The following is a 15748-nucleotide window of genomic DNA, read 5'->3' as shown; positions in this document are numbered from 1 at the left end:
GCAGCCGCGGACTCCAGCGACCCCGGCAGGGCTGTTCAAGCGCGGTGTGGCTGGGTGAAGAGGCGTCCCGTACGGGCCGGTCTCGCGGTTGTGTGAGACGGCTCATTCCGGTTTGGCCGCCGGAGTGCGTTAAACTGGGGCATTGAGCGGCGCGCGGACCCGGTGGTCCCCGGTCCGCCGACCCGCCGCAGGGGCCGCAGTTTGCGACGGTGCCCCCAGACGATGCAGTGCCGCCCGCCCGCTGGCCGGTGGCCATACCAAGACGGACTCATGAGCGACAAACCGCTGACCGATTTGACCTTTTCCTCCTTTGAGCTGCATCCGGCCCTGCAGGCCGGCCTTGAAGGAGCCGGATTCACCCGCTGCACCCCGATCCAGGCGCTGACACTGCCGGTCGCGCTGGCCGGTGGTGATGTCGCCGGCCAGGCCCAGACCGGCACCGGCAAGACGCTGGCGTTCCTGGTTGCAGTGGTCAACCGCCTGCTGAGCCGCCCGGCGCTGGCCGACCGCAAGGCGGAAGACCCGCGCGCGCTGATCCTGGCGCCCACCCGCGAGCTGGCCATCCAGATCCACAAGGACGCCGTGAAGTTCGGTTCCGACCTGGGCCTGCGTTTCGCCCTCGTCTACGGTGGCGTGGATTACGACAAGCAGCGCGAGATCCTGCAGCAGGGCGTCGATGTGATCATCGCCACCCCCGGCCGCCTGATCGATTACGTCAAGCAGCACAAGGTGGTTTCGCTGCACGCCTGCGAGATCTGCGTGCTGGACGAAGCCGACCGCATGTTCGACCTGGGCTTCATCAAGGACATCCGCTTCCTGCTGCGCCGCATGCCCGAGCGCACCACCCGGCAGACCCTGCTGTTCAGCGCCACCCTCAGCCATCGCGTGCTGGAGCTGGCCTACGAGCACATGAACGAGCCGCAGAAGCTGGTGGTCGAAGCTGAAACAGTGACCGCCGCGCGCGTGCGCCAGAAGATCTACTTCCCGGCCGACGACGAGAAGATCCCGTTGCTGCTGGGCCTGCTCTCGCGCAGCGAAGGCGCCCGCGCCATGGTCTTCGTCAACACCAAGGTCTTCGTCGAGCGCGTGGCGCGTTCGCTGGAAAAGGCCGGGTACCGGGTCGGCGTCCTGTCCGGCGACGTGCCGCAGAAGAAGCGCGAGAGCCTGCTCAACCGCTTCCAGAAGGGCCAGCTGGAAATCCTGGTCGCCACCGACGTGGCTGCCCGCGGCCTGCATATCGACGGCATCAAGTACGTCTACAACTACGACCTGCCGTTCGACGCCGAAGACTATGTGCACCGCATCGGCCGTACCGCACGCCTGGGCGAAGAGGGTGACGCGATCAGCTTTGCCTGCGAGCGTTATGCGATGAGCCTGCCGGACATCGAGGCCTACATCGAACAGAAGATTCCGTCCGAGCCGGTCACCAAGGAACTGATGACCGCACTGCCGCGTCCGGAACGCCCGGCCACGGTCGCTGGCGAGGACGGTGACGAGAACGAGAGCGTCGGCCAGATCTTCCGCGAGGCGCGCGAAGCCCGTGCCGCCGAGGAAGAGCGTCGTGGCGGTGGCCGCAGCGGGGGGCGCTCCGGCGCGGGCCGTGGCGAGCGCCGCGAGGGCGAGCGCAGCGGCGAACGCCGCTCGCGTGGTCCGCGCAAGCCGCGGGTGGAAGGCGAGCAGGGCGCGACCGCGCCGGTGGAAGGTGCCGCGTCCGGCACCCCGGCCCAGGCCCCGCGCCCGCCGCATCCGCCGCGTGCCGAAGGTGCTCCGGAGCTCGCGGTGGACGGCGAGCGCAAGCCGCGCAAGCGCCGTCGTCGTCGTCACGGCCGTCCGGTCGAGGGTGGCGAGGCGATGGTCGCCAACGGCAGCGCCGGCAACGGTGCCTCGCCGGTGACGCCGGTTCACGTGGTGGCCAAGCCGGTGCGCAGCACCGACGCCGCCGACTCGTTCCTGACCCGCATCGGCCGCAAGATCCGCCGGATGCTGTCGGGCGGCTGATCGGCGCACCCGGTCAGCGGTAGCGCCGGGCCATGCCCGGCGCGCGCAGCGGCAGATCGACGATTCCACCCGGGCGCGTCCCGGCGCTATCGATACTTCGCGCCGGTCCTGCATAATCGGGGCATGAGTGTCCTGCGCTTCGACAATGTCAGCAAACAGTACGCCGGTGGCCACGAAGCACTGATCGACGTCAGCTTCGAGGTCGCGCCGGGCGAAATGCTGTTCGTCACCGGCCATTCCGGGGCGGGCAAGAGCACCCTGCTCAAGTTGATCCACCTCGACGAGCGGCCCAGCCGCGGCGCGGTGGTCTTCGACGAGCGCAACCTGCTGAAGGTGCGCGGCGGCGACGTGCCGCGCCATCGGCGCGCGGTCGGTGCGGTGTACCAGGACCATCGCCTGCTGATGGACCGGACCATCGCCGAGAACGTGGCACTGCCGCTGATCCTGCGCGGTACGCGCCGTGGCGACATCGGCAAGCGCGTGCGTTCCGTGCTGGAACGGATGGGCCTGGGCCATCGCGAGAAGGCGCTGCCGTCGCAGCTGTCGGCCGGCGAACAGCAGCGCGTGGGCATCGCCCGCGCCATCGTGGGTGAACCCAAGCTACTGGTTGCCGATGAGCCGACCGGCAACCTGGACCCGACCCTGGCGGCGGAGATCATGGCCCTGTTTGCCGAGCTGCCCGCGCGCGGCACCAGCGTGCTGGTGGTCAGCCACGACCTTCCCCTGCTGCGTCGCATGCGCAAGCGCGTGCTGATTCTCGACCACGGCCGGCTGGTGGACGACATCTCGCCGCAGGATCTGGCGGAGTAACGCATGGCGAAGAACGAAAACAGCGAAGCCGCCGCACCCTCGCGTCTCGGCGTGTGGTTCCAGCACCACGTGCACAGCGTGGTGTTCAGCCTGGGCCGCGCCTGCCGCAAGCCGTGGGCGACCCTGCTGACGGTGATGGTCATGGCGCTGGCGCTGGCACTGCCACTGGGCCTGTCGATCGCGCTGGACAACCTCAAGCATTTCGCCGGCAGCGTGCAGCAGTCGCGCGACATCAATGTCTTCCTCAAGGGCACGGTGGATGGCCCGGGTGCGTTGCGCCTGGCCGGCCAGCTGCGCGACCGCGATGACGTCGGCGAGGTGACCGTGCGCACGCCCGAGCAAGGGCTGCAGGAGCTGCGCGATGCCGGCCTTGGCGAGGCGATCGACGCGCTGAATGACAATCCGCTGCCTTCGCTGCTGGTCATCACCCCGGGGCAGGGCAAGGACGATGCGCGTCTGGCGCGTGCGCTGGAAAGCCTGCCCGAGGCCGATCTGGTGCAGCACGATGCGCTGTGGCGGCAGCGTCTGGATGCGTGGCTGGCGTTCGGCGCGCGGCTGGTACAGGTGCTTTCGGTGCTGCTCGGCGTCGGCGCTGCGCTGGTGGTCGGCAATACCGTGCGCCTCGACATCCAGGCACGGCGCGAGGAAATCGGCGTGCTGCAGCTGCTCGGCGCCAGCGATGGCTTCATCCGCCGGCCCTTCCTGTATCTGGGCGCCTGGTACGGGCTGGGCGCCGGCGCGGTGGCGCTGGCCCTGATCGGTGTTGCCGGCGCCGCCCTGCGCGCGCCGCTGGCTGACCTGTCACGCAGCTACGGCAGCCCGTTCGTGCTGCACGGCCTGGACCTGCTGCATGGCAGCCTGGTCCTGCTGGGCACGCTGCTGCTGGGGTGGCTGGGCGCGTGGCTGGTCACCGGCCACTTCCTCCGCCAGACCCGCCCGACCGACACCTGAGACCGGCATGCAACCGCAAGCGCTGAAGCACCTTGAAGGGCCCGCTACGCGGGTGATGGTGGTCGACGGTTCCAAACTGGTGCGCAAGCTGATCGCCGACGTGCTGCAGCGTGATCTGCCGGGCGTGGAGGTGATCGGCTGCGACAGCATCGAGGATGCCCAGCAGGCGCTGGCGCAGGGGCCGGTGGACCTGGTCACCACCTCGCTGACCCTGCGTGACGGTGACGGCCTGGCGCTGGCGCGGACGGTCCGCGAAGCTGCCGGCCAGGCGTACGTGCCGGTGATCGTGGTCTCCGGCGATGCGCAGCAGCATCTGGAGCAGCGGCGCTTCACCGAGTACGTCACCGACTATTTCGACAAGGCGCTGGGCCATGAGGCGCTGGCGACCTTCATCCGTGGCTATGTGCAGCCGCAGACCATTCCCGGGGCGACCATCCTCTACATCGAGGACAGCCGGGTGGTGGCGGAGGCGACCAAGCGCATGCTCGAACGCCAGCAGCTCAACGTGCTGCACGTGGTCAGTGCCGAAGAGGCCTTCACCCTGCTCACGGCCGAATCGCTGGGCCGCAGCCGCCACCGCATCGACCTGGTGTTGACCGACGTCACCCTGAAGGGCGAATTGAGCGGACGCGACGTGGTGCAGCGCGTACGCGTGGATTTCGGCTACGGCAAACGCCGACTGCCGGTGCTGGTGATGACCGGCGACGGCAATCCACACAACCAGACCGGGTTGCTGCAGGCCGGTGCCAATGATCTGGTGCTGAAGCCGATCGAGGAGCGCCTGCTGGTGACCAAGGTGCTGTTCCAGCTGCGCCTGGCCCGCTTGAACGATGGACCCCTGTTGCGATGACCGATGACGTAGTGGACACCCCGACGATCCAGCTGGAACCGAGCTGGAAGCAGCAGGTCGGCGATTACCTGTTGCAGCCGCAGATGCGCGAACTCTCCACCTTCCTGCGCCAGCGCAAGGCGGCCGGCGCGGCGGTGTTCCCGCCGGGGCCGCAGATCTTCGCGGCGTTCGACGCCACGCCGTTCGAACAGGTGAAAGTGGTGATCCTGGGCCAGGACCCGTACCACGGGCGCGGCCAGGCGCATGGACTGAGCTTCTCGGTGCCCGCCGGCGTTCCGGTGCCGCCATCGCTGCTGAACATCTACAAGGAGATCGAGGGCGACCTCGGCATCCCCCGTCCCGATCACGGCTGCCTGGTGCCGTGGGCGCAGCGCGGCGTGCTGCTGCTCAATGCCGTGCTGACGGTGGAGGAGGGCAGGGCCGGCGCCCACCAGGGCCGCGGCTGGGAAGGCTTCACCGACCACGTGGTGGATGTGCTCAACCGCGAACGCGAAGGCCTGGTGTTCATGCTCTGGGGGGCCTACGCGCAGCAGAAGGGCAAGGTCATCGATACCCGGCGCCACCGTGTGCTGAAAGCCCCGCATCCCTCGCCGCTGTCGGCCCATCGTGGCTTCCTCGGCTGCCGGCATTTCTCGATGGCCAACGACTATCTGCAGCGTCGCGGGCAGGCGCCGATCGACTGGTCGCTGCCGCCGCGCGCGGCGCTTTGACCTCCGCCGGCAGCCGGGCCTGAACACCGGGCAACGTTTCCTGGCCTGAATGGGCCTCCGGAACGGCCCGTTCAGCTCCGCTTGACCGGAATCGGTCGGTTCCCGGCAGGTAATTGGTTGAATTCCAAGGGATTGTGAATCCCGAAAAGCGCGCTCGCCACTGTCATCAAATCGCGCTACGGTAGGGCTCTGTTTGGGACCAGTGTTGCATCAATAGGATGCTGGAACTTTTTCCTCCTTTAGCAGTCCAAATCCCGGACTGCTAAGATGGGTGCCTATGAGCCAGAACACCTCTACTGCCCTTGTGGCAAACAATCTCCCGATTCCCAGTGCGCTCGGTTCGCTGGACGCCTACATCGGTGCCGTGCACCAGATCCCGGTGCTGTCGGTCGATGACGAACAGGACCTGGCCCGTCGCTTCCGCGACGGCAACGATCTGGACGCTGCCCGTGAGCTGGTGCATTCGCACCTGCGCTTCGTGGTGCACGTGGCCCGCGGCTACAACGGCTATGGCCTCGCCCTGGGCGACCTGATCCAGGAAGGCAACATCGGCCTGATGAAGGCGGTCAAGCGCTTCGACCCGGACATGGGCGTGCGCCTGGTCTCCTTCGCCGTGCACTGGATCCGTGCCGAGATGCACGAGTTCATCCTGAAGAACTGGCGCATCGTCAAGGTCGCCACCACCAAGGCGCAGCGCAAGCTGTTCTTCAACCTGCGCAAGTCGAAGACGCGCCTGGGCTGGATGAACGCCGCGGAAGTCAGCGCGGTGGCCAAGGATCTGAACGTGTCCGAGCGCGAGGTCATGGAAATGGAGTCGCGCCTGTCCGGTCGCGATATCGGTTTCGATGCGCCCAGCGACGAGGATGATGATCATGCGCCGCCGTCGCCGGCCGCATACCTGGTGGCCAACGATGAAGATCCGTCGATGGCCTACGAGCGTGCCGACAGCGAGGACAACCAGCTGCAGCTGCTGCGCGAAGGCATGGCCGAATTGGATGCGCGTTCGCGTGACATCATCCGCCGCCGTTGGCTGGATGCGGACAGCAAGGTGACGCTGCAGGAACTGGCAGACGAGTACGGCGTGTCGGCCGAACGCATCCGCCAGGTCGAGGCGAATGCCCTGAAGAAGATGAAGGCGCTGTTCACCGCGTAAGGCATGGATCTTAGGTTCGGTTTCTATCTCCGGCACCCGTTCTGATGAAAAGCCCCGGCGTTGGTCGGGGCTTTTCGTTTGGCCGGCATGGCAGTTAGTGATGCGGGCCGCTGATCGGGTGCTTCAGTAGTATCAGCCCATGGCTGGCACTCTTGCGCTGTCGGTAGCCGTTCAAGCCCTCGCGAGGTTTATAGCGAAGGGCCTGGCCCAATGCAGAATCCTCCCTTTGGCCTCAGTCCTGGAGTTGGACTCCGATGATTACCCTTCTGTGCTATGAATGCCAAGCCTTGCTTCAAGGCTCTTTCATGGATTGGAATGATGCGCAGGTTTGAGAGAACTGCAGGCGGTGTGTCGACCCGCTTCGGGGAATTGAAGATCGAACTCGCAAGCTTGGTGTCATAGGCGCCTGGCTGTGCTGCCTGCTGCTGATGGGCCTTGGCCTGTCACCATCCGCAATCGCCCAGACAACGATCACATACATTCACACTGATGCCCTCGGCTCGGTTGTGGCCGAAAGCGATGCCAACGGCAACGTCATCAAACGATATGACTACGAGCCCTACGGGGCCGTGGTAGGCGGTCAGGTCACGGATGGACCTGGGTACGCCGGACATGTGAGTGACTCGGCCACAGGGCTGAGCTACATGCAACAGCGCTACATGGATCCACAACTGGGTGTGTTTTTGTCAGTGGACCCAGTCACCGCTCACCAAAAGCCAGTTGAGCAGTTCAATAGGTATCGGTACGCGAACGGGAATCCCTACAGGTTCGTCGATGCGGATGGAAGGCAGGCCGCAGAGCGATTCGTTGAGCAGCATCGGAGGGATATTGCTGCCGGAAATGGCGCCGTATACGAGCCGATGAGACCGGCCGCAATCGCTGTTACAGCGGCAATGGCTGCCCCAGTGCTGATCGAAGCTGGCATGGTTGCGATGGCCAATCCAAGTGTCGTATCAGCAGCTACCAGTATCGCTGCTGATATCGCAGGAGTTACAGGTGCCGGTGGAGCAGGTGTGGCGGCATCCAAAGCCCTGAGTGTTGAAGGTCGGGCACTTTTGAATTCCCGACCTGTGGGAAGTGCACTCAAAGCCGACGCTGGGCACAATTCGGCGACCTTTATGCGAGAGACCGCTGCAGAAGCGGGTGTTCATACTCCGTTGACAGGGGGTGACGGCGTGGTCCGCACTCTGACGCAGCTGCCAGGTGAACTCAATGGAAAGGCCGGTCGATTTGAATACATAGTCGACAAGGCTGGCGACTTGACCCATCAAAGATTTGTGGAAGGTGGCAGCATGAACGGAATACCAAACAAGAAGTGAGTGTCCATGAGAACGTATGACTGTATTCAACCCTATGGACCCTGGAGTCAGACCGAGGTGGCATGGGCACTGGGGCGCCATCTGATTGACTTTGAGGTTGTGAAGCACTGCGCGTCGGAGCAGAAGGAACTGGAAGGGAAGTTCAATCTGAACGCCTTGATTGAAACGCTTGAAGGGGTTCTTCCCGATGAGCGTAATAGCGTAGCTGCGCAGTTGGCGGCATTCGATAAGAACTCAAACGAGGATGAGATTCTCAGAAGGTGGCTTGTTGCATTTCTCGCGGACGCCTACGCCAAGCGCGATGAGATTGCTGATCCGCTCGGAGAGGTTGAGAGGATCTACGCTGATTTTGATTACCCGGAGTCTCTGGAGAGCTTTGTCAGGTACATGCCAGCTTCTGATGGGTATGATCCGTCTGCTCACTCACATGAGCAGAACGTTGCGCGGCTCTTCGAGAACTGGAAACGTTATCTTGACTCGGCGAAATAGCGGATTCACTCAGCGTAATTTCCTTCGCTTGACGTGCGTCGCCTCTTCCCGAAGCGCACCGTCCCGGCTTCCATGCCGAGGACGGTGAAGACTCCCAGAATCCCGTGATCTGGTTCCATGCAGGAGGCTGCGTGGTGGATCTATCAGGCCTTACCCCTCACGCGCGATCGCGCGCCAGCCGATGTCATTGCGGTGGAACTCGTTGGCCCAGCTGACCTTGGCCACACCGGCGTAGGCGTTGGCCTGCGCATCGCGCACGCTGTCACCCAGCGCCGCCACGCACAGCACGCGGCCGCCCGCACTGACCACCCGGCCCTGTGCGTCCAGTGCAGTACCCGCATGGAAGACCTTGGCGCTGCCCGGCACCTCATCCAGGCCGGAAATCACATCGCCGGTGACCGGCGATTCCGGGTAAGGTTTCGCGGCCAGCACCACACCCAGCGACGGGCGCGCATCCCACTGTGCCTGCGCCTGGTCCAGGCGGCCATCAATGGCGGCTTCCACCAGCTCGACCAGATCCGACTGCAGGCGCAGCATCACCGGCTGGGTTTCCGGGTCACCGAAGCGCACGTTGAACTCGATCACCTTTGGTGCGCCGCTGGCATCGATCATCAGGCCGGCGTAAAGGAAGCCGGTGAACGGAATGCCGTCGGCGATCATGCCCTGCACGGTCGGGTTCACCACCTCGCGCATCACCCGCGCGTGCACCTCCGGCGTGACCACCGGGGCCGGTGAGTACGCGCCCATGCCGCCGGTGTTCGGCCCGGTATCACTGTCGCCGACTCGCTTGTGATCCTGCGAGGTGGCCATCGGCAGCGCATGCACGCCATCGACCATCGAAATGAAGCTGGCTTCCTCGCCGTCGAGGAATTCCTCGATCACCACGCGTGCGCCGGCGTCACCGAATGCGTTGCCGGAGAGCATGTCGCGCACCGCATCCTCGGCCTCGGCCAGGGTCATTGCAACGATCACCCCCTTGCCGGCGGCCAGGCCATCGGCCTTCACCACGATCGGCGCACCCTTCTCGCGGATGTAGGCCAGTGCCGCCTCCACGTCGGTGTGCACGGCGTAGAACGCGGTCGGGATGTTGTGCCGGGCCAGGAAGTCCTTGGCGTAGGCTTTGCTGCCTTCCAGCTGGGCAGCGGCGGCGGTTGGCCCGAAGATGCGCAGGCCGGCGGCACGGAACCGATCGACGACGCCTGCCACCAGCGGCACTTCCGGGCCGACCACGGTGAGTTCAACACCTTCGGCCTGGGCCAGGGCCAGCAGACCATCGATGTCGGTGACCTTCACCGCCACGTTGCGGCACTTGTCTTCGGTGGCGGTGCCGGCGTTGCCGGGTGCCACGAGTACCTCATCGACGCGGGAGGACTGGGCCAGCTTCCATGCCAGGGCGTGTTCGCGGCCGCCGGAGCCGATGACGAGGATCTTCATGGGACAGGGTTCTCGTAAGCAGAAAAGAAAAGCCGGGCAGGGCCCGGCTTGGTGATGCGGATCAGTGGCGGAAGTGGCGCACGCCGGTGAACACCATGGCCAGGCCATGCTCGTCGGCGGCGGCGATCACCTCGGCGTCGCGCATCGAGCCGCCCGGCTGGATGACTGCCTTGATGCCGGCGGCGGCGGCGGCATCGATGCCGTCGCGGAACGGGAAGAACGCATCGGAAGCCATCACCGAGCCTTCAACCACCAGGTTCGCGTCGGCCGCCTTGATGCCGGCGATGCGCGCCGAATACACGCGGCTCATCTGGCCGGCACCCACGCCGATGGTGCGGTTGTCCTTGGCATAGACGATCGCGTTGGACTTCACGAACTTGGCCACCTTCCAGGCGAACAGCAGGTCGGTGAACTGCTTGTCGGTCGGTGCCAGCCTGCTGACCACTTTCAGTTCGTCACGGGTCATGCCGCGGTTGTCCGAGGACTGCAGCAGCAGGCCCGAGCCGACACGCTTACTGTCGAAGTTGTTCAGGCCGTCGCCATGCGGAATGCGCAGCACGCGCACGTTGGCCTTCTTCTGCGCGTATTCCAGCGCCGCCGGCTCGTAGTCCGGTGCGATCAGCACTTCCACGAACTGACGGTCCAGGATGACCTGTGCGGTGGCGGCGTCCAGCGGCTTGTTGAAGGCGATGATGCCGCCGAAGGCACTGGTCGGGTCGGTGGCGTAGGCCAGCTCGTAGGCATCGCCGTTGCCGGCACCCACCGCCACACCGCACGGGTTGGCGTGCTTGACGATGACACAGGCCGGCGCATCGAACTGGCGCACGCATTCCCAGGCGGCATCGGCATCGGCCAGGTTGTTGTAGCTCAGTTCCTTGCCCTGCAGCTGCTGGAAGGTGGCCAGGGTGCCCGGCACCGGGTACAGGTCGCGGTAGAACGCGCCGCTCTGGTGAGGGTTCTCGCCGTAGCGCAGGTCCATCACCTTGACGAAGGTGGAGTTCATCTGCGCCGGGTACTCGGCACGCACCGGCACGGCGGCGTCGGTGGCGGTGACCGCCGACAGGTAGTTGCTGATCGCCGCATCGTACTGGGCGACGCGGTTGAACGCGGCGACCGAGAAGGCGAAGCGGGTGGCCGCCGGCAGCTGGCCATCATGGGTGTCCAGGGCGCCCAGCAGCTCGGCGTACTGCGACGGGTCGGTGGCCACGGCCACGCGGGCGAAGTTCTTGGCCGCCGAGCGCAGCATGGCCGGGCCGCCGATGTCGATGTTCTCCACCGCGTCGGCCAGGGTGCAGTCGGCCTTGGCGGTGACCGATTCGAACGGGTACAGGTTCAGTACCAGCAGGTCGATGGCGCCGATGCCGTGTTCGGCCATCACGGCGTCATCCAGGCCCGAGCGGCCCAGCAGGCCGCCGTGCACCATCGGGTGCAGGGTCTTGACCCGCCCGTCCATCATTTCCGGGAAACCGGTGACCTCGGCGACGTCCTTCACGGCCAGGCCCGCATCACGGATCGCCTTGGCGGTGCCGCCGGTGGACAGCAGCTCGACGCCGCGGGCGGCCAGAGCGGTGGCCAGCTCGACCAGGCCGGTCTTGTCGGAAACGGAGAGGAGGGCCCGACGGACGGGCAACAGATCAGCAGTCATGGGACAGGGCAATCGGCAGCGGAGCGGGGCCGATATTGTAGGCGGTGGGGGCCGACGGCGGGCGGCGGCGGCAAAATTGACCGGCCCCAACGGCCCTGCGGCCGCCTTCGGTATGCCTTGGCCGGCGCCGCGCCGCGGACATTTCGACGGAGGTGCGCTCCCAATCGGGTAGGCTGTGCCGGAACTGCCAGGGAGCTGCGGGTTCGGATCGTGTCGATCTATGCATTGAAAGGACGTTTCCAGGACCTGCTGCGTCCGGCCGTAGGCGGCCTGCATCGCGCGGGGATCACCGCCAATGTCGTGACCGTGGCCGCTGCCGTGGTCTCGCTGCTGGTCGCCGTCGTGGTCTGGTGCTGTGCGCCACAGCAACCGCTGCTGTATCTGGCCCTGCCGCTGTGGATGCTGCTGCGCATGGCCCTCAATGCCGTGGACGGCATGCTGGCCCGCGAGTTCGGCCAGCAGTCGCGGCTGGGCGCCTATCTGAACGAGCTGTGCGATGTGGTGGCCGATGCGGCGCTGTACCTGAGTCTGCTCAGCGTGCCGGGCGTTCGCCCGGAAGCGCTGTGGTTGCTGGCCTGGGGCGCAGCACTGAGCGAGTACGCCGGCGTGCTGGGCCTGATGGTCGGTGCCAGCCGCCGCTATGACGGCCCGATGGGCAAGAGCGACCGTGCCTTCGTCATCGGCCTGCTGGGCCTGCTGCTGGCGTTCGGTTGGGCCGGTGCCTTGACGGTCGGCGGCGTGGCCGCAGCGATGGCGCTGCTGTGCGGGGTAACGGCGGTCAACCGCGTCCGGCGGGGACTGAAGGAAGCGGCCACAGCGCAGCGATAAGTCAACAGCCCACCAGGAGAAGGCATGCGTCAGGTGCAGGAACGGGAATTCCACAGCTTCGACCAAGTACCGCTGTTCTACCGGCACTGGCCGGTTGCGGCCGCAGGCACACCACCGGGGCGCACGGTCCGGGCCATCGTGCTGCTGCATCGTGGCCACGAGCATTCAGGGCGGGTCGCCCACCTGGTCGACGAGCTGGACCTGCCGGAGATCGCCTTCTTCGCCTGGGACGCGCGCGGCAACGGCCGCTCGCCGGGCGAGCGTGGCGACGCACCGGGCTTCCCTGCGCTGGTGCGCGACCTGGACAGCTTCATCGCCCACATCGGCAGCGAGCACGGCATCGCGGTCGAGGACATCGTCGTGGTCGCGCAGAGCGTGGGCGCGGTCATCGCTGCGACCTGGGTACACGACTATGCCCCCCGCCTGCGCGCGCTGGTGCTGGCGTCACCGGCATTCAAGGTGAAGCTGTATGTGCCGTTCGCACGTCCAGGCCTGGCCCTGATGCAGAAGCTGCGCGGCAATTTCTTCGTCAACAGCTACGTCAAGCCGCAGTGGCTGACGCATGATCCGGCACGGGTGGAGAGTTACCGCACCGATCCACTGATCACCCGGCCGATCTCGGTACGCGTGCTGCTGGGCCTGTATGAAGCCGCCGACCGCATCGTGGCCGACTCGCAGGCGATCAGCGTGCCGGTGCAACTGCTGGTGTCCGGCTCCGACTTCGTGGTGCACCGTGGTCCGCAGGACCGCTTCTATGAGCGCCTGTCCAGTCCGATCAAGGAGCGCCTGTACCTGCCGGGTTTCTTCCACGACACGCTGGGCGAGCGCGATCGTGCACCGGCACTGGCGCGCATCCGCGACTTCATCCAGGCGCGTTTCGCCGAACCGCTGCGCACGCTGTCGCGGCGCGACGCCCATCGGCATGGGCCGACGTTCGAGGAGTCGGAGATCCTGGCCTGGCCTCCGGAACGCAACAGCCTGGCCGACCTGCGCTGGCGCGGGGTGCGTGCGGGCCTGCGCCTGGGCGGCACCCTGTCCGAAGGCATCGCGCTGGGCCTGCAGACCGGTTTCGACTCCGGCAGCACGCTGGACTACATCTACCGCGACGAAGCGCGCGGCAAGGGGCCGCTGGGGCGGATGATCGACCGCAACTACCTCGATGCGATCGGCTGGCGCGGCATCCGCGTGCGTGGCCAGCACCTGCAGGAACTGCTGCGTGATGCGGCCATGCGCCTGCGCGGTCAGGATCTGCCGGTGCAGGTGCTGGACGTGGCCGCCGGCCATGGCCGGTATGTGCTGGAAGCTCTGGGCCAGGGCGAACAGCGCGCCGACCGCATCGTGCTGCGTGATTTCAGCCCGCTCAATGTGACCCAGGGCCAGGCCTTGATCGAACGGCTGGGAGCCGCCGACATCGCCCGCTTCGAGCAGGGCGACGCGTTCGATCCGGCGTCGTTGGCGACGGCGGAACCCGCGCCGACGCTGGCTGTGGTCTCAGGGCTGTACGAGCTGTTCCCCGACAACGACGCCGTGCTGCGTTCGCTGCAGGGTATTGCCGCGGTGGTGACGGAGGGGGGCTACCTGGCCTATACCGGCCAGCCCTGGCACCCGCAGCTGGAATTCATCGCCCGTGCACTCACCAGCCACCGCGGGGGCGCGGCCTGGGTCATGCGACGGCGCACCCAGCAGGAGATGGACGAGCTGGTGCGGCTGTCGGGCTTTGAGAAGGTGACCCAGCGCATCGATGCGTTCGGCATCTTCACCGTATCGCTGGCGCGTCGGGTCGCCTGATGGCCATCACCGCAACGCCGATCGTTGCCGATGCACCGCGTCCGTGGCGCCGCGCGCTGCTGTGGCTGGCGGTGCTGGGCCCGTTCTTCTTCGCCAGTTATGGCTTTGCCAACTGGATGGCCGGCCGCCACGACGTGGTTCCGGTTGTCGTGTTCGACTGGGAGACGCGCATTCCGTTCGTGCCCTGGACGATCGTGCCGTACTGGTCGATCGACCTGTTCTACGCGGTGTCGTTCTTCCTGTGCCGGCAGCGCCTGGAGCTGGACCGCCATGCGCTGCGGCTGCTCAGTGCACAGGTGATCGCAGTGACCTGCTTTCTGCTGTGGCCGCTGCGCTTCAGCTTCGAGCGGCCGGAGACGGGCGGTGCCTATGGCTGGTTGTTCGAAGTGCTGCTGGGGTTCGACAAGCCTTTCAACCAGGCGCCGTCGTTGCACATCGTGCTGCTGATCGTGCTGTGGGTGAAGTTCGCCCACTACCTGCAGGGCGCCTGGCGGCTGGTGCTGCATGCGTGGGCATTGCTGATCGGCATTTCGGTGCTGACCACGTTCCAGCATCACTTCATCGACATTCCCACCGGCCTGCTGGTGGGCTGGCTGTGCGTGTGGCTGTGGCCGGACCAGGGAACACCGCCGTTGCGTGCCTGGCAGTCCGCGGAGGATCCCGCGCGGTGGCGGCTGGCGCTGCTCTACCTCCTGGGTGCCGCCGTGCTGCTGGTGCCGGCGCTGGCGCTGCGAGGCACTGCGCTGTGGCTGCTGTGGCCGGCGATCTCGCTGCTGCTGGTGGCGCTGGCGTACGCCGGACTGGGCACGGCCATGTTCCAGAAGCGCGACGACGGGCGCCTGACCATGGCCGCGCGCTGGCTGCTCGCGCCTTACCTGGGCGCCGCCTGGATCAATTCGCGGCTATGGACATGGCGGGCACCGCAGCCCTCGGCGGTGGCCGATGGCGTGTGGTTGGGACGGATTCCACGGGCGGCCTTGGCGTCGCCACTGCACGGCGTGGTCGATACCTGCGCAGAGCTGTCGTGCCGGGCGCCAGGTGCTGCGTATGCCAGCGTTCCGATGCTGGACATGGTGGTGCCCTCGCCGGCGCAGCTGCGCGAGGCCGCTGCCGCCATCGAACGCCTGCGCATGCAGGGGCCAGTACTGGTGTGCTGTGCCCTGGGCTATTCGCGCAGTGCGGCCAGCGTAGCGACCTGGCTGCTGTGCAGCGGCCGGGCACGGGACGCAGCCGAGGCGGTTGCACGGATACGTGCCGCGCGGCCCTCCATCGTTCTGCATGACGACCACCTGCGCGCCATCCAGGCCGCCATCACCTCGGAGAGCCCCGCATGAGCCTCGCTGTCGACCTGCCGATGATGCGCCTGCTGCTGCGCCAGGGCCGGCTGCCCGCTGCGCTGTCGCTGGGACTGCTGCTGGTGGCGTTGCTGCTGCTGGGCATCGAGCCGGGACTGGCGATGTTCGCGGCCGGCCTGTTGCTGCTGAGCGTGGCGGCGGGGATGGTGCAGGCGTACTACGCGGTGCGCGTACAGCTGGACGCCAGCCTCCTGCAGCTGCTGCTGCAGGAGAATCTGCACGGTGAGGCGGCGGCCGAACGGGTGGACGCCGCCCTGCATGTCGCCGGCCTGCGCCGCCGCGACGCACAGGCGCCTACGCGCGGATGGGATGTGCGCTGGGCGGGCATGCGGGGCCTGCTGCTGCGCCAGTACGCGGCAGCGCTGCTGCAGTTCGCCACGCTGCTGCTGGCCGTGCTGTGGCCGCAGACCTGAGGGGA

The 15748-nt window shown here is 66.6% G+C and carries 14 protein-coding genes; 12 read left to right on the top strand and 2 right to left on the bottom strand.

The genetic code is table 11. The features are described from left to right. The first annotated feature begins 270 nt into the window (after positions 1-270). The 8 genes from rhlB to ACX9OW_RS13325 all read left to right on the top strand — a co-directional run bounded on the left by rhlB (position 271) and on the right by ACX9OW_RS13325 (position 8280). Positions 271-1998, top strand: a complete 1728-nt coding sequence (gene rhlB / locus ACX9OW_RS13360) for an ATP-dependent RNA helicase RhlB (RefSeq protein WP_459062383.1) — start codon at positions 271-273, stop codon at positions 1996-1998. Between the two features lie 123 nt (positions 1999-2121). After that, the gene (gene ftsE / locus ACX9OW_RS13355; protein WP_053515652.1) at positions 2122-2808 is read left to right on the top strand and encodes a cell division ATP-binding protein FtsE; all 687 of its coding nucleotides are present in this window, start codon (positions 2122-2124) and stop codon (positions 2806-2808) included. Between the two features lie 3 nt (positions 2809-2811). Continuing rightward, positions 2812-3759, top strand: a complete 948-nt coding sequence (gene ftsX / locus ACX9OW_RS13350; RefSeq protein ID WP_053515654.1) for a permease-like cell division protein FtsX — start codon at positions 2812-2814, stop codon at positions 3757-3759. 7 nt (positions 3760-3766) lie between these two features. Further along, positions 3767-4609, top strand: a complete 843-nt coding sequence (locus ACX9OW_RS13345) for a response regulator (RefSeq protein ID WP_053515655.1) — start codon at positions 3767-3769, stop codon at positions 4607-4609. After that, positions 4606-5319 (top strand): uracil-DNA glycosylase, encoded by a 714-nt coding sequence (gene ung / locus ACX9OW_RS13340; RefSeq protein ID WP_053515657.1) that lies wholly within the window; start codon positions 4606-4608, stop codon positions 5317-5319. The genes ACX9OW_RS13345 and ung overlap by 4 nt, the downstream gene beginning before the upstream one ends. A 277-nt stretch (positions 5320-5596) precedes the next feature. Next, positions 5597-6472 carry an RNA polymerase sigma factor RpoH gene (gene rpoH / locus ACX9OW_RS13335; RefSeq protein WP_053515659.1) on the top strand — a complete coding sequence of 292 codons (876 nt, stop codon included), beginning with the start codon at positions 5597-5599 and terminating at the stop codon, positions 6470-6472. 428 nt (positions 6473-6900) lie between these two features. Then, entirely contained in the window at positions 6901-7791 is an 891-nt protein-coding gene (locus tag ACX9OW_RS13330; protein ID WP_459062382.1) for an RHS repeat domain-containing protein, read from the top strand. A gap of 57 nt (positions 7792-7848) precedes the next feature. Next, positions 7849-8280, top strand: a complete 432-nt coding sequence (locus ACX9OW_RS13325; RefSeq protein ID WP_459062381.1) for a DUF2247 family protein — start codon at positions 7849-7851, stop codon at positions 8278-8280. 150 nt (positions 8281-8430) lie between these two features. Here the strand turns inward: ACX9OW_RS13325 and purD are convergent, their stop codons facing one another. Continuing rightward, on the bottom strand, positions 8431-9714 hold the full coding sequence (gene purD / locus ACX9OW_RS13320; RefSeq protein WP_459062380.1) for a phosphoribosylamine--glycine ligase: 1284 nt from the start codon (positions 9712-9714) through the stop codon (positions 8431-8433). Between the two features lie 61 nt (positions 9715-9775). Then, a complete protein-coding gene (gene purH, locus ACX9OW_RS13315) occupies positions 9776-11359 on the bottom strand; it encodes a bifunctional phosphoribosylaminoimidazolecarboxamide formyltransferase/IMP cyclohydrolase (RefSeq protein WP_065174411.1) in 1584 nt (527 codons plus the stop codon). A 210-nt stretch (positions 11360-11569) separates the two neighbouring features. Here purH and ACX9OW_RS13310 point away from each other — a divergent pair, with 210 nt between their 5' ends. Genes ACX9OW_RS13310 through ACX9OW_RS13295 form a run of 4 tightly spaced genes read left to right on the top strand, consistent with a single transcriptional unit; the run spans position 11570 to position 15743 of the window. Beyond that, on the top strand, positions 11570-12187 hold the full coding sequence (locus ACX9OW_RS13310) for a CDP-alcohol phosphatidyltransferase family protein (RefSeq protein WP_065181553.1): 618 nt from the start codon (positions 11570-11572) through the stop codon (positions 12185-12187). Between the two features lie 24 nt (positions 12188-12211). Continuing rightward, positions 12212-13975: a bifunctional alpha/beta hydrolase/class I SAM-dependent methyltransferase gene (locus ACX9OW_RS13305; protein WP_459062379.1), complete on the top strand. Its 1764-nt coding sequence runs from the start codon at positions 12212-12214 to the stop codon at positions 13973-13975. Next, positions 13975-15309, top strand: coding sequence for a phosphatase PAP2/dual specificity phosphatase family protein (locus ACX9OW_RS13300; protein ID WP_429000969.1), 1335 nt, complete (start codon positions 13975-13977; stop codon positions 15307-15309). The genes ACX9OW_RS13305 and ACX9OW_RS13300 overlap by 1 nt, the downstream gene beginning before the upstream one ends. Continuing rightward, on the top strand, positions 15306-15743 hold the full coding sequence (locus ACX9OW_RS13295) for a hypothetical protein (RefSeq protein ID WP_065181556.1): 438 nt from the start codon (positions 15306-15308) through the stop codon (positions 15741-15743). The genes ACX9OW_RS13300 and ACX9OW_RS13295 overlap by 4 nt, the downstream gene beginning before the upstream one ends. The last annotated feature ends 5 nt before the right edge of the window (positions 15744-15748 follow it).

The sequence above is a fragment of the Stenotrophomonas genospecies 5 genome, assembly GCF_054473825.1.
This window is presented reverse-complemented; position numbering and strand designations above follow the sequence as displayed.